The sequence below is a fragment of the Streptomyces sp. NPDC057424 genome (assembly GCF_042803315.1).
In the GTDB taxonomy this organism is placed as follows: Bacteria; Actinomycetota; Actinomycetes; order Streptomycetales; family Streptomycetaceae; genus Streptomyces.
The window spans coordinates 66,049-87,862 of record NZ_JBHVCP010000030.1 but is presented as its reverse complement, the minus strand read 5'-3'; the positions used below and the strand labels follow the sequence as shown (position 1 = coordinate 87,862).

Here is a 21,814-nt window from a genome sequence, read left to right as displayed (position 1 = left end):
CCGCCCCCGACGCCGATTCCCCGCCCCCGACTGTGCACCGAGAGCGGAGCAAACCCCATGGCACCCACCCTCACGCTCAAGACCGGCACGTCCTGGCCCGACGCGTGGCGGCGCTGTCTCACGGTCGCCCCCGAGGCCTTCCGCGACGACCGGGTCCTCAATCTCTGGAACAGCGCATGGCAGGAGGACGGCCGGGTCCTGCCCGCGGTCAGCCCGGTCGACGGCGGCCCCGTCGCCGGCCCGCCACTCCTGGACGGGGCCACCGCGCACCGGGCCGTGTGCGCCGCGCTCGACCAGCACCGCGCCTGGCGGCACCTCCCCCTGGAGGAGCGCCGGGCCCGGGTCGCAGCCACCCTCGACGCCCTCGCCGAGCACCGCAACCTGCTCGCACTGCTGCTCGTCTGGGAGATCGGCAAGCCCTGGCGGCTCGCCCAGGCGGACGTCGACCGGGCCATCGACGGGGTCCGCTGGTACGTCGACGGCATCGAGCCGATGCTCGTCGGCCGGGCTCCGCTGGACGGCCCGGTGTCCAACATCGCCAGCTGGAACTACCCGATGAGCGTGCTCGTTCACGCAGTGCTGGTCCAGGCACTGGCAGGCAACGCGGTCATCGCCAAGACCCCGACCGACGGCGGTGTCGCCTGCCTGACCCTGGCCTGTGCCCTCGCCGCCCGCGAGGGAATTCCCGTGACCCTCGTCAGCGGCAGCGGAGGCGAGCTGTCCCAGGCGCTGGTGCGGGCGCCCGAGATCGGCTGCGTCTCCTTCGTCGGCGGCCGCGACACCGGCGCCGCCGTGGCCACGGCCGTCACCGACCTCGGCAAACGGCACGTACTCGAACAGGAGGGACTCAACACCTGGGGCATCTGGAACTACTCGGACTGGGACACGCTCACCGCGGTGATCCCCAAGCTCTTCGACTACGGCAAGCAGCGCTGCACGGCGTACCCGCGCTTCGTCGTCCAGCGGCACCTGTTCGACGCTTTCCTGGCGGCGTACCTCCCGGCGGTGCGCACCCTGAGGGTCGGGCACCCGCTCGCCGTGGAGCAGCAGGACGACCCGTACCCCGAGCTGGACTTCGGGCCGGTCATCAACGCGGCCAAGGCCAAGGAGCTGCAGGACCAGGTCGCCGAGGCGATCGAGCGCGGCGCCGTACCGCTGCACCGCGCCACGCCCGACGACGCCCGCTTCCTGCCCGGCCAGGACACCTCCGCCTACGTCCATCCGGTCACGCTCCTCGACCCGCCCTCGTCCTCTCCGCTGCACCACGCGGAGCCGTTCGGCCCGGTCGACACGATCGTCCTGGTCGACACGGAGGCGGAGCTGCTGGCCGCGATGAACGCCTCCAACGGCGCGCTGGTCGCCACGTTGTCCACGGACGACCGGGCGACCTACGACCGGCTCGCCCCGCACATCCGCGCGTTCAAGGTCGGCCACGGCGCGCCCCGCTCCCGGGGTGACCGCGACGAGCTGTTCGGCGGGCTCGGCGCGTCCTGGCGGGGCGCGTTCGTCGGCGGCGATCTGCTGGTGCACGCCGTGACCCGGGGTCCGAAGGGGGAGCGGCTGCCGGGGAACTTCCCGGAGTACCGACTGCTGCCATGAGAAGGGGTGCGCGGCCGACGCCGGTTCACCACACGGCTCGTCCGGTGGGTGTTGGCGTCGACCGCCGACACCGCCCGACGCCGGCCCGGCCCTGCAGCCCTACCGCTGCCGCAAGGATGCGGCAGGCCCGGGCGGTCTGTGCTGCCTGTGCTGCCGCGCCCGGCCGCCCTGCTCCTGCCCGAGCGCCCCGCGTGTCCCTCAGCCGATGCCCTGCCGGTCCGGGCGCAGAGCGAACTCCCGGTCCGAGGTGGTCGGCGCGGCCGAGTCGACAGCTTGCCGGAGCAGTGCGTGATGGCGCAGCAGTGGCTCGCGGCGGTCCGGCGGGGCGAGCAGGAGCAGGTCGTCAAGCCCGGCCAGCATGCGTCGCGAGACCTGCGGGCTCCCGGCGGCGCAGCCTCGTACCTCGGTGAACCCGAGATCCACCAGCTCGGTCCACCCCGGCACCGGCTGCACCAGCCGCACGGTACCGTCCCGGTCCCGGTGCAGGGCGGCGTCCAGCGGCCGCCGGCTCAGCGCGGCCAGGAACTGGACGATACGGTCCAGCGCTTGCACGGCGGTCGTCGGATCGTTGATCGCGGAGGACAGGGCGCGCAACGCGATGTCGGACAACTGCCGCAGCCCGAAACCGAGATCCTGGTGGTAGGTCCGCTCCACCCCCACCGAGATCGCGTAGCGCAGTACCCTGCGCGGCGGGACCGGCCCGCCGTGCACCGCCAGGACGGGCATGCCGGGCACCACGAAGTCCCCGATCCGCGGGATCAGCCGCAACACGACCCCGTGTTTGCGGGCCACCCGCACCAACCGCGCGATGTGCACGTCCCGCAGCACTCCCGCCCGGCCCTCGTGCGGCACCCGCGCGGTCTCCGTGCCGAGGCCGGGAGCCTCCCGCCCGCCCGTCGGCACGGGCATCGAGGCGGCCACCCGGAACGACTCCGAGGCGATCCGCGCGATCACATGGCTGATCCGCATCAGTCGCAGGGTGGCGTTCACGTACAGCACGAAGAGCAGCAGGCTCAGCCCGACCATGCAGAGGGTGAGGACCGACTGCACCAGAGGCACCGACGTGACGGCCCGGGGATCCTGGACACTGTCGAAGCTCGTCAGGACCAGCAGGGTCAGCACGAACGTCGCCAGGAAGACCGCGAAGGTCGCCTTGGTGATCCGGCTGCGGACGAAGAGCCGCACCACGCGTGGGGTGAACTGCCCGCTCGCCATCTGCACGGCGACCAGCGAGATGCTGAAGACCACACCGATGAAGGTCATCATCGCCGAGCCGACCGCGCTCACCACGGCCTTGGCGTCCTCAGCGAACCGGAGCAACTCGTCGAGCGTCTCGTAGTCCCGGTCCTCCTGAAGCGCGTCGACGATGGCCGTGTCGAGCGCCTGCGCCCCCACCCAGACCACGAAGACGCTCACCATCGCCGCGGTCGGGGCGAACCAGAACGTGTCCCGCAGATGCTCCCTGAGCGGCGACAGCGCACGCGGGCGACGCCCCGCCGGGGAGCTCGGCGTAACCATCCAGTCACTCATGGTGTGACCCTAGGGGTATCGGAGCGCGAGGTCCCGGACCCCCGCCAGGCGGACGGAAACGCAGGTGAAAGGCACTCCGAAAGCTTGGTATTGTTGTCCGTGTCGCCGCGGGGAGCACCCCTGCGAGGTGGCGGACACCTGGTCCGGGTGGCGGAATGGCAGACGCGCTAGCTTGAGGTGCTAGTGCCCTTTATCGGGCGTGGGGGTTCAAGTCCCCCCTCGGACACAGACCAGCTCGGGCGGGTCGAGATCTTCTCGACCCGCCCGAGCTGTTGTGCGTCCCCGCGGCTCAGCGCCGGTAGCCCCGCAGCTTGCGGTACAGCGTCGCCCGGCCGATCCCCAGTGCCGCCGCTGCACGCGCCTTGTTGCCGCCGTGGCGGCGCAGCGCCTCCAGGATCGCGGCGCGCTCGGCGTGTTCCATCGGGCTGAGCGGGCGCGCGGCCGGTCCTTCCCGGACGGCGTCCGGCAGCTCCGCCCGGCGTACCGGCCCGGACAGCCGCCGGTGCTCCGCCAGGGCTCGTACGACATGGGCCAGCTCGGTGACGTTCCCGGGCCACGGGTACAGCTCGAGCGCGCGCAGGGCGTCCAGGGTCCAGGTCAGCGGCGGCTGCCCGGGTGCCGGGCGGGGTGTGAGGGCAGGCAGGAGTTCCCGTATGTCCTCGGTGCGTTCCCGGAGTGGCGGCAGGGTCACCGAGCGGGCGGACAGTTTGTCCAGCAGGCGCTGCAGGCAGGGGCCGGCCGGGGCGCCGGGTGTGTAGGTGACCAGCAGCCGGGTGTCCGGGTGCGAGTCGAGCAGCGAGTTGAGGGCGGCCACGCCGGGCTGCGCGAGGCGCTCGGCGTGGCGGAGCAGGAACGGGCGATCGGGCCGCCACGCCGGCAGGGCCTGGCCGAGCTCGGTGTCCCGTGCCGCGTCGGCGACCTGGACGGGGTCCGGGCCGAACAGCTCCCGTGCCAGTGCGGACTTGCCCGTGCCGCGCTCACCGGTGAGCAGCAGGGGCTCCGGGGAGCGGGCCAGTTCGACGGCTTGGCCGACGGCGTGCCGCCAGGGGACCGAGGAGCCGGTCAGGGCGAGCGGCGGGGACGGGGCCGGGGCCGGGGGCGCCGGAGCGTCGAGCGCTTCCAGGACGGCCACGATCCCGATGGCCCGGCCGTCCAGACGTACCGGTGCGATGCGTGCGGTGCATCCGGCTCCCTCCGGCAACTCCGCGGCGTCTGTGACGTCTGCGACGTCCATGTCCGGTGCGCCGACCGCCGTATGCTCCAGAACCCCGAGCACCTCGGGCGTCAGCAGCCGCTGCGCCGCCTCGCTGACCAGCCGGTTGCGGCCGTCGAGTGCCGCCACGGCCCGGCCGGGTCCCCGCGCGGCCCGCAGGTAGGCGTCCAGCAACACCCGCTCGCCCCGCCCGGCCTGCGCCCGCAGTTCCGTCTCGACCGCCGCGACGGCCGCCTCGGCGAACGCCGCCTGCGGATGCGGCCGGCCCGCGGTGCACAGCCGTGCCACGACGGTCAGGGTGCCCCGCACGTGCCCGCTCTCCGGCCCGAACAGCGGGACGCTGACCGCGGACACGTCCTGCCACCGGTCGAGGAAGTGCTCGGGCCCGTGCACCTCGGCCCGGCTCCGGGTGCGCAGGGCGAGGGCCGCGCTGTTGTTGCCGACCTCCTGCTCCGACAGGACGGCGCACGTGGCGAACCCGGACAGGTTCCCCGCCGTACACAGCACGCGCAGCCGCTCGTCGGTCAGGACGAGCAGCGCCCCGCCCGCGCCCAGCGCGGGGACGACCCGGTCGAGGACCGGCCGGGCGGCGCCGAGCAGCGTCGACTCCACGGGGCGTACGGGATCGGCGGCCGGTTCCTTCAAGTCGTGCGGCACTCCGAAGAACCGGGCCCGCCGCCACGCCGCGACAACCTCCTCAGGCACGTCTCCGGGGAGCGGATACCCCGCCAGGAACCGCTCGCGGGCCAGCCGCAGGGAGGGCCGGGCGGTGGGTGCGGGGGAGGGGTCTGTGGCGGTCACGGCACAGACCACCGTAGCGGGTTCGGTTGAAAGGGCAACGATTGCGGGGTCCGGGCCGCCTCAGCCGGTGTCTCGTAATGAGACACCCGCCGCCGGCCGGAGCACGCCATGATCACGGACGTCCGACGCCCCGCCGCCCGAACCCCCTTCGCAGGAGTGCCCCGTGTCCACCGTCGTCGAGACCGACGTCCTGATCGTGGGCAGCGGCCCGGCCGGTGCCTCGGCCGCGCTCGCCCTGAGCACCTACGGCGTCCCCAACATCGTGGTGACCCGCTACGCGAGCCTGGCCGACACCCCCCGCGCCCACATCACCAACCAGCGCACCATGGAGGTGCTGCGCGACCTCGGCGTGGAACAGGAGGTCGTCGCGCAGGCCACTCCGCAGCACCTGATGGGCAACACGACCTTCTGCACCAGCCTGGCGGGCGAGGAACTGGGCCGGGTGCGCTCCTGGGGCAACGACCCGCTCGTGCAGGCCGAGCACGAACTCGCCAGCCCCACCCGCATGTGCGACATGCCGCAGCACCTCATGGAGCCGGTCCTCGTGAACGCGGCCGTCGCCCGCGGCACCCGGCTCCGCTTCCAGAACGAGTACCTCTCCCACACCCAGGACGCCGACGGTGTCACGGCCACCGTCCGCGATCGGCTGCGCGGGGACACGTACGAGATCCGCGCCAAGTACCTGATCGGTGCCGACGGCGGACGCTCGAAGGTCGCCGCGGACGCCGGTCTGCCGATGGGCGGTCAGATGGGCGTGGCCGGCAGCATCAACATCGTCTTCGAGGCGGACCTCGGCAAGTACACCGCCCACCGCCCGGCCACCCTCTACTGGGTCCTCGCGCCGGGCGCGACGGTCGGCGGCATCGGCGCGGGCCTGGTGCGCTGCGTGCGCCCCTGGAACGAGTGGCTGATCGTCTGGGGCTACGACGTGAGCGCCGGCGCCCCCGACCTGACCACCGAGTACGCCGAGTCGATCGTCCGGGGGCTCGTCGGCGACGACGACATCCCCGTGACCGTCAAGTCGTCCTCGGCGTGGACCGTCAACGAGATGTACGCCGAGACGTACGCGAACGGCCGGGTCTTCTGCGCCGGCGACGCCGTGCACCGGCACCCGCCGTCCAACGGCCTCGGCTCCAACACCTCCATCCAGGACGCCTACAACCTCGCCTGGAAGCTCGAGCTGGTCCTCGACGGCACCGCCCATCCCAGGCTGCTCGACAGCTACACCGCCGAACGCGCCCCGGTGGGGCGGCAGATCGTCACCCGCGCCAACCGGTCCATCCGCGAGACCGCCCCCGTCTTCGAGGCCCTCGACGGGCTCTCCCCGCAGACCCCCGAGCAACTGTGGGCCAACATCGCCGCCCGTAAGGAAGCCACCGAGGCCGCCGAGAAGCAGCGGGCGAAGCTGCGCGAGGCGATCGCCTTCAAGGTCTACGAGTTCAACGCCCACGGTGTCGACCTCAACCAGCGCTATTCCGCTGAGAGCTCTGCCGCGATCGTCCCGGACGGCACACCCGACCCCGGCTTCACCCGCGACCCCGAGCTGCACCACCAGCCGTCCACCCGCCCCGGCGCCCGGCTCCCGCACGCCTGGATCACCTCCGGCACCCGCACCCTCTCCACCCTGGACACGGTCGGCCGGGGCCGCTTCACCCTGCTGACCGGCATCGGGGGAGAGGGCTGGGTGCGGGCCGCCGCGGCCCAGGACGTCCCGGTCGCCACCGTGGTGATCGGCCCCGGGCAGCAGTACGAGGACCCCTACGGCGACTGGGCACGCCTGCGCGAACTCTCCGACGCGGGCGCCCTCCTCGTCCGTCCGGACGGATTCGTCGCCTTTCGGCACGCGTCCGCCGCCCCGGACGCCCGGGCAGCGCTCGCGGACGCGCTGCGGCGCATCCTCGGCCACGCCTGAGCACGCGCCATCATGGAAGAAGCGGACGCCGACGACGAGGAGCCGGGATGACCACCGACGCGACCGGGACCAGCGTCACCGAGCAGGCCCTCGCCAGTCTGCGCGGGACCGCCGACCCGCGGCTGCGTGAACTGCTCACCGGCCTCGTCCGCCATCTGCACGACTTCGCGCGCGAGACCCGTCTCACCCAGGAGGAGTGGGAGCGGGCGATCGCCTTCCTGACGGCGACCGGCCAGTCCTGCACCGGCACGCGGCAGGAGTTCATCCTGCTGTCGGACGTGCTGGGCCTGTCCATGCTGGTGGAGACGCTGGGCGGCGATCGCGCGCCCGGCACCACCGAGTCGACCGTGCTCGGCCCCTTCCACATGACCGAGTCGCCGGTCCGCGCGCTCGGCGACGCCATCGACCTGGTGGGCGGCGGCGAGACGTGCGTGGTCAGCGGCCGGGTGCGGTCCGCGGACGGCACCCCGCTGCCCGGCGCCGTCGTCGACGTCTGGCAGGCCGACGACAAGGGCTACTACGACGTCCAGCAGCCCGGAGTCCAGCCCGCGGGCAACGGACGCGGGCTGTTCACCGCCGACGCCGAGGGCCGCTTCTGGTTCCGCACCTGTGTCCCGGCGGCGTACCCGATCCCCACCGACGGCCCCGTGGGCGGGCTGCTGCGGGCGACCGGGCGGCACCCCTACCGCCCCGCGCACATCCACTTCATCGCAGCGGCCGAGGGTCACACGCCCGTCACCACGCACATCTTCGTGGCCGGCGGCGACTACCTCGACTCCGACGCGGTGTTCGCCGTGAAGCAGAGCCTGGTCCAGGACTTCACGGAGACGGACGACCCCTCGCTGGCCCGGGAGTTCGGCGTGCAGAACCCCTTCCGGCACGCTCGCTTCGACCTCGTCCTGGAGCGGACCGCATGACGTTCCAGCAGGATTTCACGTACGAGACCCGGCCCGTGCGGGTCGTCTTCCGGCCCGGAGCGTCCGTCACCGCGACCCCGGACGAGGCCGCCCGCCTGGGCCTGAGGCGACTGCTCGTGGTGTCCGGCAGCCGGGGCGAGCGCGTCGCCCGGGCGGTCGCGGACGCGCTCGGCGACAGGTGCGCCGGGCTGCACGCCCAGGCGCGGATGCACGTGCCCGTCGAGGACGCCGACCGGGCCGTCACGGCCGTCCGGGCGGCCGGGGCGGACGGCTGCGTCGCGGTCGGCGGCGGCTCCGCGATCGGGCTCGGCAAGGCGATCGCCCTGCGTACCGGACTCCCCCTCATCGCCGTGCCGTCGACCTACTCGGGATCCGAGATGACACCGGTCTGGGGCCTGACCGAGCACGGCACCAAACGCACCGGCCGCGACCCGGCCGTCCAGCCCCGCAGCGTCGTCTACGACCCCCGGCTCACCCTCTCCCTGCCCGTGCCGCTGACCGTCACCAGCGGGATCAACGCGCTCGCGCACGCCGTCGAGGCCCTGTACGCCCCGGACGTCTCACCGCTGGTGTCGGTCATGGCCGAGGAGGGCGTCCGGGCGATGGCCCAGGCACTGCCCCGGCTGGCCGCCGACCCGGAGGACCTGGACGCGCGCAGCCGGGCGCTGTACGCGGCGTGGCTGTGCGGCTCCTGCCTCGGCGCGACCACCATGGGGCTGCACCACAAGCTGTGCCACGTCCTCGGCGGCACGTACGGCCTGCCCCACGCCGAGACCCACACCGTCGTCCTGCCGCACGCCCTCGCCCACAACGCCCCCGCCGCTCCGCAGGCGCTGACCGTACTGCGCCGCGCCCTCGGCACCGACGACGTGCCCCGCGCCCTGTGGGACCTGGCCCGCAGCCTCGGAGCACCGCGCTCCCTCGCCGGACTCGGCCTCGCGGAGGCCGACGTGGCACCGGCGGCGGCCCGTGCCGCGGGCGAGCCGTACGCCAACCCGCGCGAGGTGACGGCGGAGGGGGTCCGGGGCGTGCTGCTCGCGGCGTGGGAAGGACGCCCGCCGGACTCCGCCTTGCGGACAGAAGGTGACCGCAAGCCGCCCTAGGGTCGTGGCATGACCCAGACGCAGAGGATCCTTGTCACCGGAGCCACCGGAACCGTCGGCCGTCAGGTCGTCGCCGAGCTGCTCGAACGGGGGCACGAGGTGCGTGCCCTGACGCGTGACGCCGCCAAGGCCGGCTTCCCGGCGGGCGCCGACGTCGTCGAGGGCGACCTGACCGAGCCGGACAGCCTGGCCCCCGCCCTGGAGGGCGTCACCGGCCTGCATCTGATCACCTTCGGCGGCGCCGCCTTCACCCCGCTGGAGACCGGCCCCCGGATCCTGGAACTGGCCCGTGCGGCCGGTGTCCGCCGGATCACCGTGCTGCACGGCGGCGGCCCCACCCCGCTGGAGGACGCGGTGCGCGCCGACGACGGCGTGGACTGGACCGTGCTCATGCCGGTCGAGTTCATGGCCAACGCCCTGGAGTGGGCGGACGGCATCGTGGCCTCGGGCGAGGTGCGGGAGCCCTTCGTCGGCCGGCTCAGTGCCATGGTCCACGAGGGCGACATCGGCGCCGTCGCCGCGGTGGCGCTCACCGAGGAGGGACACGCCGGCCGCCAGTACGTGATCACCGGCCCCGACGTGCTCACCGTCGGCGACAAGGTGAAGACGATCAGCGCCGCCGCCGGCCGGGAGATCACCCTGGTCGAACTGACCGAGGAGCAGGCCCTCGCGCAGTGGCGGGCGGCGGGGCTCCCGGAGGACGTCATCGGCTTCCTGCTCATGGCGTACGGGGACACCCCGGAGGTGGGCCGTACGGTCTCCGGCACCGTCGAGGAGGTCACCGGACGCCCTGCGCGCACCTTCGCCCAGTGGGCCGCCGAACACGCGGACGCATTCAAGGGGCAGCTCTGACTGTCTCGTATCGAGACACCCGCACCGGAGCCCGGCCCGTCAAGATCGACAAGGGGGTGTGACCGCAGCAAGGTGCGGCCGTCGGCGTGCGCTGAACCGCCGCCGCGCGGCCGCGCACCCGAAGAAAGGTGAACGACATGGCCCTCGCACGGCTCCGGCGCCGGTGGCTCAAGAGCACCTCCGCCGCAGCGGCGGGCCTCGCCCTCCCCCTTCCCGCCGACGCGGGCGCCGTCGCCCGCGAGGTCGTCGACCCGATGGGCTCACCTCTGGCTGCCGCGGACGTCACCGTCACCGCCCTGGACACCCACCGCGTCGCGGCGCGCGGCACGACCGATCCGTACGGCTACTTCCTCGCGGCGCTGCCGCCCGGCCGGTACAGCCTGCTCATCTCGGCAGAGGGCCTGCGGCCGCACCGCGAGACGATCGAGACGGGCCCGGGCACCCCGACGGCCACCGAGCGCGTCTGGCTGCAGCCGGCCGAGGCGCTCCAGCTGCCGACGCCCGGAACCTGGCTCTTCGACCCGCCGCACACGGCGATCCGGTTCATCGCCAAGCACGTCGGCATGGCCCATGTCCACGGCCGTTTCGAACGCTTCGAGGGCGCATCCGGATAGCCCCGGACATGACCGACTCCCGGGTGCAGGTCCGTATCGACGCCTCCAGCATCACCACCGGCAACACCACCCGTGACAGCCACCTGAGGTCCGCCGACTTCCTCGATGTCGAGCGCTTCCCGTACATCGACTTCACGAGCGCGCGCTTCGCCTACCGGGGTGGCAGCAAGTGGACACTGCAGGGCTCCCTCACGATGCACGGCGTCAGCCGCTCGGTGTCCCTGGACACGACGTACCTCGGCACCGTGAACGGCGGCTACGGGCAGGAGCTGCGCTGCGCGGCCCTCGCCACGGCGGAACTGCACCGCGAGGACTACACGCTCAACTGGCGTTCCATGCTGGCCCGGGGCATCGCCGTGGTCGGCCCGACCGTCCAACTGGAGCTGGATGTCCAGGCGATGTACCGCACCCACGACACGCCGACCCCGCCGGAATAGCGGTCCGGCCTGGGCCGTCCGAGCGGGCAGGGCCGGACGGACGAGCCGCGCCGACCCGGCGTCCGGCCACACCTCCGGCGGCCGGAGCGGTTCCGGGTCCGCCCGCCGCTCCGCCGCTCCGCCGCCCGGGCATTCTCCATCCGTGCCGGCCTCGGGGAGGCACTCGACGGGGCCCCAACGCGCTGCCGGTCCTGCTCAACACCCATCTCGGCAGCAACCAGCCGGGACGGCTCATCGATGTGCCAGCCAGGCCAGCAGACGGCCCCGCGACCAGCAGCGGCCGATGGCCTCGGCACGCCGGGCCGACCGGTCGAACACCGCCAGGCCGATGATGCTGTGGCCGGAGGCGCGGCGATCGCCAAGTGTCGGAATCGTCGGCGCGACTCCGACCCCTTCCGCTGACACCCATGCCACCGGCCGGCCGGCCGCCGCTTCGCCGAGGCGCTGCAGGAAGCGCATGCGGCTCTCGAGAGGGAGGCGCGACAGCGCCCACGTCGAGGTGACGACAGGCAGGGCGTGCGCGGGCACACGGGCGAAGGCGTCGGGCAGCACCTCGACGGCGTCGCCTTGCAGGAGCAGCGGAGGGGCCGTCGCCGCCAACGCCATCTCTGCGTCGAGCCTCGCGGCCCGCTCCGGTTGATCCGGCCACAGGCAGGCACGCACCCATCGGATGTCGTCCGCGTCGGTCACGTCGACCGGATCGGGGTCGACGCCTACCCGGGCGACGACCTCGGGCATCGCGCGCGTCGGGAGGGGCCGGTCTCCTACGATCGAAGCCGTCATCTGCACGGGAGATGACGGGTTGCCCAGAGTTCGTCCGTCGCTGTACGTGATGCCGACGCGATCGACCTGGAGATTGAGCCCAGCTGAACAGCCCACGTCGATCAGCCCCACCGCCTGCGCGCCGACCCGGCGCGCAGCCTCGGCAATGGCCGGATACAGCACGGCGCAGCGTCCGGTCTCGTCCGGACGCGTCGTCCGCCGCACGGCGATGGCCACGACCTCATCGGTCATGCGCAACAGAGTGTCGATCGCCGCGCCGACGGCGGCGTCGCCGTCCGCGGCGGCATAGGCCGCGGCAAGCGCCGGGGCACGTCCGGCCAGAGCGAGGTCGTGCAGCGCGGCGAGGATCACCGTGGGGTGCCGCCTGCGTGCCGGCACCGCCTCGATGGCGCGCAGCGCCTCTTCGGACTCACTCAGGGCGACGGCGACGCGCTCGTACAGCGGCGATCTCCCGGCGGCGTCGACTTCACCGAAGCGCCGGTACACCTGAGCGAGTCTGCGGGCCCTGCCCACGGGTGCGGCGCTTCCTGCGGTCGGCTTCGGCATCCCTGCGATCCTACGGAGACCGCCGCCGGCCGGACAGCTTCGGTCGCGGTGGGCAGCCGAGTTGTTCGACGCGGTCGACGCGCTGGTCGCGTCCCGCGCTCCGCTGCCGCCGGCGGAGGAGCGCAAGCGGCTGCGGCAGGCCCACGGCCTGACGCTGGACGACGCGGCCGCCGCACTGAAGGTGCGCCGGGCCACGGTGTCCGGCTGGGAGTCGGTCAAGAAGACGACCGAACCGCGCGGCCCCGAACGTGAGGCCTACGCGCGGCTGCTGGACAAACTCGCGGAGCTCTACCCCGCTGCCCGCCTCTCCGGCCGCGTTCACCGGCCGGCCCGCCCCGGAGGAGCGGGCTCTGTCCACGGACCCGGCCTCCGACGCTGCGGTCACGACGGAACACGAGAACGCCCAGACCACCTCCGCCTCCGCTCCCGCCGCCCCCGTGCCCGACGCTGCCGAGCAGGCAGCGCCGCGCCCGGCGCGCACCGCCGGGAGCACGGCGACGTCGCGCCGCCCGGCCACGCGGAAGGCGGCACCGGCCGGAAAGCCGGCGGGCGGCACCGACCCGCGCTTCGAGAACGGACCGCTCGCGGTCGTCGACGTCGAGGATGGTCAGGTCCTCGCGTACTGCACCGGCGGCCTGGTCCTGGAGGTGCCTGCCAAGTCCGTCCCGGCACTGGTGGAGTGGACGCTCAAGGAGGCGAAGCTCGGACAGCCGAAGCTGTCCGGCCCGGGCAAGGACGCCGACCCGCTGCTCGTGCTCACCGAGACCGCCCTCAAGCGCTACGGCCTCCCCGTCGCCCTCACCGACGAGGAACGGCTCGCCGGCCGGATCCCGGAGAGCCACAAGGTCGTCAAGCAGCTGGTGCGCGCCGACTGGAAGCTCACCAAGCGCGGGTTCGGGCCATGGGCGCGGATCTACCGCCCCGCCACCGGTGCGGATCGGGGCTGCGTCCAGCTGTGCATCCCGTCGTGGAACGCCCTGGACACCCGCCACTGGGGCGAGGCCGGGCAACTGCCGCCGGCGGAACTCGCCCGCGTGCTGGGCGTGTACGCGTCCCGGGTGCTGACGCCGCGCGGCTCCACGGCCGTGACCGACCTGGAGCTGATGACCGCTCTGCACCCGCCGACCCGCGCCTCCGAGCCCGACACTGACGGCAAGCGGCACTCCGAGCACAACCCCGGCTCGCTGGGCAGGAACCCGGTCGACTGCGCCCCGTGCGAGGCCCCCGACGGGCACCCACTGCTCAAGGACCTGCCCCGGTTTCACGTGCGCGGCCCGGCGGAGAAGCTGTTCGAGGAGGCGTACGACTGGGCACGGCCGATGACCGACGCCGAATGCACCCTGCGGCACCTGGTCGGCATCGACGTGAACATGGCCTTCGCCGCCGGCGCCAACGGCCTGGTCGTCGGCCTCGGAGCGCCCACGCACCTCAAGAGCCCGGTGTTCGATGCGAAACTGCCCGGCTCGTGGCTGGTCGACCTGGCGCACGTCGACCTGTCGAGGGTGAAGATCGGCAAGGGCAAGTGGGCGGACCTGGACGCGAATCTGCTTCCCAGCCCGTTCACGCCGAAGGGCGAGCACCCCGAGGGCCCGGCCTGGTACGCGACGCCCATCGTGGCGTACGCCGTGGAACTCGGCTACGACGTCACGCCGATCGAGGCGTACGTACGCGACGAGAACGGCCGCTACCTGGAAGCCTGGTACAACCGGCTCCGCGACGCCTACCTCGCCACCATGGCCGATCTCGGAGTCGACGCCGACCTGGCGCCGGCCGACTTCCTCGCCGCGATGGACGGCTGCAAGGAGCGCGACCCGGAGCTGGCGATCGTCGTCTCGGCGGTCAAGGCGACCGTGAAGGGCGGCCTGGGCAAGCTGCGCGAGCGCCCGCGCGGCGAGGGCTGGCGGCCCGGCGAGCCGGTGGCGTGCCCTGTCCCGCCCGACCTGGCGGCCCGACATCCGCGCGGCGGTCATCTCCCGCACCCGGATCAACCTGCACCGCAAGATCGTCAAGCACGCGGCATTCACCGGACAATACCCGGTCGCGATCCTGTCCGACTGCGTCGTCTACGCGGCCGACGGCGAGAGCCCGCTCGACTTCCTGCCCTACCGGGACGGCAAGCCGCTGCCGGGCGGCTTCAAGCTCGGCATCAACCCGGGCCTGGTCAAGCACGAGGGCACCCAGAGCGTCCTGTGGGGCGAAGGGGTCCGCGAGCGGTTCAACGCTCCGGAGCTCAACCTCGCCCGGTACATCAAGGACGGCACCGTCACCGACGTCGACCACGGAGAGTAGGAGAAGGCGACGATGAGCCTGTTCGGGGACGGCCTGGAGGCCGCGGTGCAGAAGGCGTTCACCCGCCCGGCGCCCAAGAGCGCACCCGCGCAGATGCGGTACCTGGTCAGGCAACTCAAGGGCACCAGGGCGGTCGCCCAGATGCTGCGGATCTCCCAGCGCACCGTCGAGCGGTACGTGAAGGACCAGATCAAAAAACCCCGCCCGGACCTCGCCGCGCGCCTGGAGCGCGAGGTGAAGGCCCGCTGGCAGCCGCAGATCCGTGCCAAGGCACGGGAGAAGGCGGCGACCACCGGAGGCATCGTCATCGACACCCGGGCCCGGCTCGGCTACACCGCGCCGATCGGGTCGACGGACCAGGACCGCATCCGGCACCTGACCATCGCCCTGCCCCCGCACCACGCGGCCCGCCTCTTCGAGGCCCAGGAGCAGGGCGCCACCGAGCAGCGCCTCCAGGAGCTCGCCGCTGAGGCACTCAAGGAGGTGTACTTCCAGGACAACGGCCGCCGCGCCGGCCAACTGGAGGAGGTCCGCTTCACCGACATCGAGCACCTGGAGTTCGACCTCTAGCTCCTTGAGCATCTGTTCAGTCGAGGAACGCGGTGCCAGGGCCCCGGGCCGGTTCGGCGCTGCGAAGCCGCGGTGCTGGACGATGGCCGGTCAACGTTGTAATAGCAGTAGCCGCCCAGACCCCAGCCCTCATTTGCGGTGACGTCGTCCCCGACCCGGTAGGCCGCATAGCCCTTGACCGGACCGTTCTGGAACGCGGCCTGGTTCGGAGCGTCTTACGCCTTCTCGTTCTGGAAGAAGACCGCGCGGCCGCGTTCGTCGAACTACTGCACGTCGTACTTGTTGAAGTGCTCCACGAACAGTCCGGTGGCCAGCACGTCGTGGCCGTTGACGACGACGCCGTAGTCCGCGCGGTGGTCTCCCGGCCGACGCCCGTCGCCGTGGTCGGCGCGCCAGCCCCAGGTGTGGTCGACGATGGTGTGGGCGGCTGTTGACGACCATGCTGGTGGTGGCCTCGCCCGGCCGCCCTGCCGATGCGGATGAACACATCCTGGACGGTGTCGGGTTGGCGAAGCGGTCGCGGGAGGCGCCGGGCGGGCCGATCTCCAGCAGGCTGGCGGAGTTGACCGGCCAGGCGTCGACAGGGCGGTCTTCGACCGGATGGTACGCGTCTGCGCATCGATCCGGTTTCGCACGGTGCTGGCCGTCGTCCACGCCGAGAGTGACCGCCCGTGAGTGGGGCTGGGGCAAGCCCTGGCCCCACTCCGGTGTGTTGGTGCTGACGGCTTCCGTTACAGGTCACTGCACGGTTCTCGATGACGCCAGGTAACCTCGGTCACGTCGTCAACGCGGCCCGACGGGCTTCCGCTCCACCCCGGTGGAGTCACGAAGGACATGCCCCCACCCGCACGAGTCACTTCGTGCTGCCTGGGGGATGCTCTTGCTGTTCCGCGCGTCCGCGAAAACGGTCGCCGTCATGGCGCTCGACGGTTCGCTGTTCCTGCACCTCAACGACCAATTCATCCACATGCACGGCTACCGGCCCGGCACCGCGGAGGTGCGCTCCTGGGAGCGCAGCATTCCCGTCCTCGCTGCCGCGCTCAATGATGCGGGTCTGGGCGACGTGGAGATGATGCTGGAGTACGCCCTTCCGCTGAACAGCAAGCGCGCCGACGTCGTGCTCGCAGGCATGCATCCCTCCACCGGGGAGTCGTCGTACGTCGTGGTGGAACTGAAACAGTGGAGCGAGGTCCTACCCCACGAGGACGACCCCACGCTGTGCCACGTCGAGCGCTACTCCCATCCGGTTCTCAACCCCATCGAGCAGGTGCGCCGCTACTGCGACTACCTGGTCAACTTCAACGGGGCGGTGGCCGAACACGGACACCGGGTCAGTGGCGTGGCCTTCCTGCACAACGCCACGGAGTTCGACGTGGCCGGCCTACGGGAGATCGAGCGCGACGGCCGCGGACTGCTGTTCACGGGGCAGCGCCGTGGCGAATTCCTAGACCATCTCCGTTCGAAGCTGAGCGACAGGCGTTCTGGCGCCCAAGCGGCGGACGAACTGCTCTCGGGTGCAACGGTGCCGTCGAAGCAACTGATGTCTGTGGCCGCCGAAGAGGTGCGCGAACGACAGCAGTTCGTGCTCCTCGACGAGCAGCAGGTCGCCTATCGGATGGTGCTCAACGCTGTGGAGAAGGCCAAGCGTGCCGACCGCAAGGAGGTCGTCATCATCACCGGCGGCCCCGGTACCGGCAAGAGCGTGATCGCTCTCCAACTGCTCGGCGAGCTGTACCGGCGTGGGATGCCGGCCCTGCATGCCACTGGCTCCCAGTCGTTCACCAAGACGATGAGGAAGGTCGCCGGATCCCGCAAGCGGGAGGTGCAGGACCTGTTCAAGTACTTCAACAGCTTCATGACCGCCGAGAAGAACAGTCTGGACGTCCTGATCTGCGACGAGGCCCACCGCATCCGGGAGACGTCGGCCAACCGCTACACGCGCGCCGAGCACCGGACCGGCAGGGCGCAGATCGACGAACTCATCGACGTCGCCCACGTGCCCGTCTTCCTCCTCGATGAACATCAGGTGGTACGGCCGGGCGAGATGGGCACCGTGGCTGACATCAAGGCCGCAGCGGCCAAGCGGGACATCCCGTGCCGCGTCGTCCCACTAGAGAGTCAGTTCCGCTGCGGCGGAAGCGACGCCTACTTGCGCTGGGTCGTCCGGCTCCTCGGCCTCGAACTCGGCGGTCCGGTCGTCTGGGAACCCGACGATCGCATGCAACTGCTGGTCGCCGACAGCCCGCAGGAGATGGAGACGTTCCTCGAAGCCCGCCGTGCCCATGGCTACGGAGCTCGCATGTCCGCCGGCTACTGCTGGCGCTGGTCCCCGGAGCCAAAGCCCGGCACCCCGCTCCCGCTCGACGTCGTCATTGGTGACTGGGCACGCCCCTGGAACCTGCGCGGCGACCGTTCGGTCTCGGGCGCACCCCCGGCCGCGTTGTGGGCCACCGACCCGGCCGGCTTCGGCCAGGTCGGCTGCGTCTACACCGCCCAGGGCTTCGAGTACGACTGGTCCGGTGTCATCATCGGACCCGACCTGCTCTGGCGCGATGACCGGTGGATCACGGACCGAACGGCCTCTCAGGACCCGGTGTTCAAGAAGTCCACCCCGGATGACGACGTGGACCGTTTGATCCGCAACACCTACAAGGTGCTGCTGACTCGGGGAATGGTCGGCACGATCGTGTACTCGACGGATCCGGAGACGCGGGAAAAGCTGAGGGAGTTGGCGGGCGGTCGGCTGGATCAGCGAGCTTCTACGGTGTGATGGGGCCCTCTTCGTCACGCTGCACACGATCCGGCCATGATGGCTACGCTTCGCGTCGACACGGCGTCGTCGCCGTTCGTAGGACGGCCGGCTCCCTAAGATCACGGGTACTGATCGCGGCCCGACGGGCTTCCTCACGAGGACATGCCCCCACCCGCACGAGTCACTCGTGCCCTGGGGGACCCACCTCGTGTCCATGCTCCTGCTGCGGCTGGCAGCACAGGATCTGCTGACCTTGAATTCACGGCGCCGTATGGTGCCGCACTTGGCCGCCAGATGGCGGCACTTCCGAGGCGCCGACGCCTCGCTGTCGGAACGTTCCGCGTGGGCCGAGAGCCTCGTGCACCTCGCGGAGGACCTGGTCGCCGCCGGGCGCGGAAACGTGGAGATGATCGTCGAGTGCGCCGCCACCCTCGACGAGGCCGACCGCCCGCGCGACCCCAGGCTCATCGACGTGGTTCTCGTGGGCCACCATCCCTCCGAGAGGCGGCTGTCCGTTCAACTGGTCGAGTTGAAGCGCTGGTCGATGGTGACCAGAGTGGAACGAGCCACGGCGGAACTGGTCCACGTACCGGGGATGGGCAGGAAGAAGCACCCAGCCCTGCAATTACGCGAGTACTACGAGGCTTTCACGGGCGGCAGGGGACCGCTGCACGGACTGGACTTCGAATGCGGCGGGTTCGCCTACCTGCACAACGCCACCGATGCCTCCGTCCGGCCCTTGGTCGACGTGGACGCTCCGACCGGCGTCTACGCCGGTGTCTACACGAGCGACCGGCGCGAGCAACTGATCTCCGATCTCCGCTGGCACTTCACCGACGAAGGGGGCGCATCCGCGGCCGAAATACTCCTGCAGAACATGGGCTTACGCAATACACCCCTGCTCGACGCCATGATCCGCTCCCGGGGAGAGGACACGGTCTTCACCCTGCGCGGCCGACAGAAGAAGGTCGCCGACCAAATCCTGGACACCGCGGCCAAGGTTCTCCCGGATCCGCAGCGCCCCGCCCTCGTGCCGGACGAGCGGCGTGTGGTCTTCCTGGTCACCGGCGGTGCCGGTACGGGGAAGAGCGCCATCGGCCTCCAGATCAAGGCGGAGCTGGAGGCAGGTGGCCACACGGTCAAGTACGCCAGCGGCAGCAGAGCTTTCAACGGCGCGATCCAGGAGCACGTCGGCTACGGGGACCGGGAGTTCAGGGAGAGTTTCACCTACTTCAGCAACTTCGTCACCCCTCCGGACCCGCCCCTGGACGTGCTGATCTGTGACGAGGCGCACCGACTGCGGGAACGCTCGACCAACCGGTTCTGGAAACCCGAACACCAGGGCACCAAGCCCCAGGTCGACGAGCTCCTCGACGCCTCCCGTCTGACCGTGTTCTTCCTCGACGAGAGCCAGACCGTGCGACCGCACGAGGTCGGCACCGTCGACCTGATCAAGGACGCGGCGCAACGGTACGGCGCCACTCTTCTCGAGTACGACCTCCGGGAGCAGTTCCGATGTGGCGGCAGCGACGCCTACATCCGCTGGGTGCGTAACGTGCTCGGGGTGACGGACGAGGAGCCGGAGCAGTGGACACCGGACGGCCTGATGCACGTCGAGGTGGCGGACAGCCCGGAGGAACTCGAACGGATCATCCGCACCGAAGCGCTCGCCGGAGCGTCCGCCCGCCTCGTCGCGGGGTACTGCTGGCCGTGGACGAAGCCCATCGGCAAGGGGAGGCGGCTGGAGGCCGACGTGCGGATCGGGGACTGGCACAGGCCCTGGAACGCGGACAGTGACGCCTTCTGCGAGGACGGAGCGCCGCCGTGCAGGATCTGGTCCGTCCACGAGAAGGGGCTTGATCAGATCGGCTGCGTGTACACGGCCCAGGGCCTCGAGTGGGACTGGTGCGGCGTGATCATGGGTGAGGACATGGTCCGCCGGGACGACCGGTGGGTCTTCCGCCGCGGCAAGGAGCGGAAGGACTCGGAGTCCGGCGTCAAGCGAGTCGCCGTCCCGGGCTCGTTCGACCCCAAGGTAAAGGCCGGCAGCGTCGACGATCAGGAGTTCGCCCGGCTGGTCCGTCACGCCTACCACGTGCTGATGACCCGGGCGAGCCGGGCGACAGTGCTGTACTCCACGGACGAGGAGACCCGGACCTACCTGAAGGGCATGGTCGGCGAGGTCCAGGTCCACGGTCTTCGCCCCACATGGGAGAACCTGCCAAAGGAGGCACGCGTACCGCACCTGCCCCGGCCGCGCCGGGGGGGCCGCTCCCGCAGGAGGCGCCAGAGCACGGGCCCGGACTCGCCCGACCTGTATCTGTTCTGACGCGCACCGACTGCATGCGGAGTGGCGGGCTCTCCGGGCCCGCCACAAGCCTGCTCAGAAGAGCAGGCGCGCTGCCGCCGCCAGGGCCGCCACCACGAGCTGGGTGACGACACCTGCGGCGACGTCGACCAGGATCTCGCGAAGCCGGTGACGACGTGCAGGCTTGTACTCAACGGGGTTCATGAATGTCCACTCCTTGGCGTGAGCGGAATGGCGGGACGCCCTTCCGGGCATCCGCAGTCACGCCGCGTGCGACACGCAGCGGAAACCACTCGTCAGTCACGGCCGAGAACCGACATCCGAAACACCGCAGACGTACCCTCCGGGAAGGTGCGCAACAGGAGCAACGGTAGTGGACCACCGATGCGCGCTCACGTTTTTCAGCCACCGCTGGGATGCGGTTCGTGAGCGGCCCCCGGCTCGGCTGCGGCCGAGCCGGGGCTTGGCGGTCATGCAGGGAGGGCGTGCGCACGCCGGGTGCTGGCGTTGTGTCACGACTCCTCGTCGTCCCCCGCGTCGTTGATGAGGGGAACGAGGAGCGGGGCGCCACCGGCCCCGCGCTGATCTTCGACTACCACCCGGACATCCTGAGGCTGGACGAGTACCTGGTCCGGTACGGCGAGAAGCTGGACATCCTCGGCCGGATGGCACTGGTGCGTCAGCTCGCCGAGACGATGCGCTCCGCGCACGCCAGCCGCATCCACCACCGCGCGCTCGCCGCCCGCTCCGTCCACGTCGTCCCCCGGTCCCGCGGCCGGAAGGCGCAGGCCGTCGGGGAGGAGACCGCGTGGCTCACCCCGCAGCTGCAGATCTCCGACTGGCAGATCGCCACCCAGCGCTGCGGCGACTCCTCCCAGGGCCAGGGCATGACCCGATTCGCACCGACCGCCCTGTCCGCCATGCACCTGGGCGACGACGCCGACGCCTACCTCGCGCCGGAACTCACCGTCCTCAGCCCCGACCCGGTCTACCTCGACGTGTACGGGCTCGGCGTCCTCACCTATCTGCTGGTCACCGGCAAGGCCCCCGCCGCCAGCCAGGCTGAGCTGCTGACCCGCCTGGAGGCGGGCGAGGGCCTGCGCCCCAGCTCCCTGGTGGACGGCCTGTCCGAGGACGTGGACGGGCTGGTGCAGGCCGCCACCGCCTACCGCCCCGGCCAGCGCCTTTCCAGCGTCGACGAGTTCCTGGAACTGTTGGAGGTCGTTGAGGACTCCCTCACCGCCCCCGCCGCGGCCCTCGACGGGCACGACGAGGAGGAGACCGGGGAGAGCGCCGACAAGGACCCGCTGGAGGCCGTCGCCGGTGACGTGCTCGCCGGCCGGTGGGAGGTCCGCCGCCGTCTCGGCACCGGCTCCACCAGCCGTGCCTTCCTCGTCCGCGATCTGGAGGCGGAGACGCGCAGGACGCGCCCTCTGGCCGTGCTGTTGGTCGCCCTGTCCGACAGCCGCGGCGAGATCCTCGTCTGAGGCTTCGTCGTCGTGCCATCACACAGTAGATTAACTAACCGAAGCGGGCGGAGACTTCGCCGTGTTCGGCGCTCTCAGCGAGCCCCGTGAAGCGCACCGAC

12 protein-coding genes, 1 tRNA gene and 4 pseudogenes are annotated in these 21,814 nt (G+C 71.6%); 12 read left to right on the top strand and 5 right to left on the bottom strand.

Features of this window, described 5'->3' with window-relative positions; all coding sequences use genetic code 11:
• Positions 1 to 57: 57 nt before the first annotated feature.
• Positions 58 to 1,599: an aldehyde dehydrogenase family protein gene (locus ACFU3E_RS23380; RefSeq protein ID WP_384161387.1), complete on the top strand. Its 1,542-nt coding sequence runs from the start codon at positions 58 to 60 to the stop codon at positions 1,597 to 1,599.
• Between the two features lie 198 nt (positions 1,600 to 1,797).
• On the opposite strand, the gene ACFU3E_RS23375 is transcribed toward ACFU3E_RS23380, so the two are convergent.
• Positions 1,798 to 3,129, bottom strand: a complete 1,332-nt coding sequence (locus ACFU3E_RS23375; RefSeq protein WP_384161385.1) for a DUF2254 domain-containing protein — start codon at positions 3,127 to 3,129, stop codon at positions 1,798 to 1,800.
• Between the two features lie 141 nt (positions 3,130 to 3,270).
• On the opposite strand from ACFU3E_RS23375, the gene ACFU3E_RS23370 reads away from it, so the two are divergent.
• Positions 3,271 to 3,355: transfer RNA gene (locus ACFU3E_RS23370), tRNA-Leu, on the top strand.
• A gap of 63 nt (positions 3,356 to 3,418) precedes the next feature.
• On the opposite strand, the gene ACFU3E_RS23365 is transcribed toward ACFU3E_RS23370, so the two are convergent.
• Entirely contained in the window at positions 3,419 to 5,143 is a 1,725-nt protein-coding gene (locus ACFU3E_RS23365; RefSeq protein ID WP_384161382.1) for a sigma-54-dependent Fis family transcriptional regulator, read from the bottom strand.
• A gap of 163 nt (positions 5,144 to 5,306) precedes the next feature.
• On the opposite strand from ACFU3E_RS23365, the gene ACFU3E_RS23360 reads away from it, so the two are divergent.
• The 5 genes and pseudogenes from ACFU3E_RS23360 to ACFU3E_RS23340 all read left to right on the top strand — a co-directional run bounded on the left by ACFU3E_RS23360 (position 5,307) and on the right by ACFU3E_RS23340 (position 10,978).
• Positions 5,307 to 7,055 (top strand): FAD-dependent oxidoreductase, encoded by a 1,749-nt coding sequence (locus tag ACFU3E_RS23360; RefSeq protein WP_384161379.1) that lies wholly within the window; start codon positions 5,307 to 5,309, stop codon positions 7,053 to 7,055.
• Between the two features lie 47 nt (positions 7,056 to 7,102).
• Entirely contained in the window at positions 7,103 to 7,972 is an 870-nt protein-coding gene (locus tag ACFU3E_RS23355; RefSeq protein ID WP_384161376.1) for a dioxygenase, read from the top strand.
• Positions 7,969 to 9,075: a maleylacetate reductase gene (locus ACFU3E_RS23350; protein WP_384161373.1), complete on the top strand. Its 1,107-nt coding sequence runs from the start codon at positions 7,969 to 7,971 to the stop codon at positions 9,073 to 9,075. Before ACFU3E_RS23355 ends, ACFU3E_RS23350 begins: the two co-directional genes overlap by 4 nt.
• Positions 9,076 to 9,084: 9 nt before the next feature.
• The gene (locus tag ACFU3E_RS23345; RefSeq protein ID WP_384161370.1) at positions 9,085 to 9,927 is read left to right on the top strand and encodes an NAD(P)H-binding protein; all 843 of its coding nucleotides are present in this window, start codon (positions 9,085 to 9,087) and stop codon (positions 9,925 to 9,927) included.
• A 137-nt stretch (positions 9,928 to 10,064) separates the two neighbouring features.
• Positions 10,065 to 10,978 (top strand): annotated as a pseudogene (locus ACFU3E_RS23340) (YceI family protein).
• A 231-nt stretch (positions 10,979 to 11,209) separates the two neighbouring features.
• Here the strand turns inward: ACFU3E_RS23340 and ACFU3E_RS23335 are convergent.
• The gene (locus tag ACFU3E_RS23335; protein ID WP_384161367.1) at positions 11,210 to 12,247 is read right to left on the bottom strand and encodes a DUF2332 domain-containing protein; all 1,038 of its coding nucleotides are present in this window, start codon (positions 12,245 to 12,247) and stop codon (positions 11,210 to 11,212) included.
• A gap of 67 nt (positions 12,248 to 12,314) precedes the next feature.
• On the opposite strand from ACFU3E_RS23335, the pseudogene tap reads away from it, so the two are divergent.
• Together tap and tpg are read left to right on the top strand one after the other, a co-directional pair.
• A pseudogene (gene tap / locus ACFU3E_RS23330) lies at positions 12,315 to 14,596 on the top strand (telomere-associated protein Tap).
• Between the two features lie 12 nt (positions 14,597 to 14,608).
• Positions 14,609 to 15,166 carry a telomere-protecting terminal protein Tpg gene (gene tpg / locus ACFU3E_RS23325; RefSeq protein ID WP_384161364.1) on the top strand — a complete coding sequence of 186 codons (558 nt, stop codon included), beginning with the start codon at positions 14,609 to 14,611 and terminating at the stop codon, positions 15,164 to 15,166.
• Between the two features lie 42 nt (positions 15,167 to 15,208).
• Here tpg and ACFU3E_RS23320 read toward each other — a convergent pair.
• Positions 15,209 to 15,748: pseudogene (locus ACFU3E_RS23320) on the bottom strand (coagulation factor 5/8 type domain-containing protein); the annotation flags it as partial.
• Between the two features lie 298 nt (positions 15,749 to 16,046).
• Here ACFU3E_RS23320 and ACFU3E_RS23315 point away from each other — a divergent pair.
• Together ACFU3E_RS23315 and ACFU3E_RS23310 are read left to right on the top strand one after the other, a co-directional pair.
• On the top strand, positions 16,047 to 17,936 hold the full coding sequence (locus ACFU3E_RS23315) for a DNA/RNA helicase domain-containing protein (protein WP_384161361.1): 1,890 nt from the start codon (positions 16,047 to 16,049) through the stop codon (positions 17,934 to 17,936).
• Positions 17,937 to 18,192: 256 nt separating this feature from the next.
• A complete protein-coding gene (locus ACFU3E_RS23310; RefSeq protein ID WP_384161410.1) occupies positions 18,193 to 20,247 on the top strand; it encodes a DUF2075 domain-containing protein in 2,055 nt (684 codons plus the stop codon).
• 54 nt (positions 20,248 to 20,301) lie between these two features.
• Here ACFU3E_RS23310 and ACFU3E_RS23305 read toward each other — a convergent pair whose 3' ends face one another.
• Complete coding sequence (locus ACFU3E_RS23305; RefSeq protein WP_384161358.1) at positions 20,302 to 20,430, bottom strand: DUF6408 family protein; 129 nt, start codon at positions 20,428 to 20,430, stop codon at positions 20,302 to 20,304.
• A gap of 362 nt (positions 20,431 to 20,792) precedes the next feature.
• Between ACFU3E_RS23305 and ACFU3E_RS23300 the strand changes: the two are divergent.
• Positions 20,793 to 21,707, top strand: a pseudogene (locus tag ACFU3E_RS23300) (BREX system serine/threonine kinase PglW); the annotation flags it as partial.
• Positions 21,708 to 21,814: the final 107 nt, after the last annotated feature.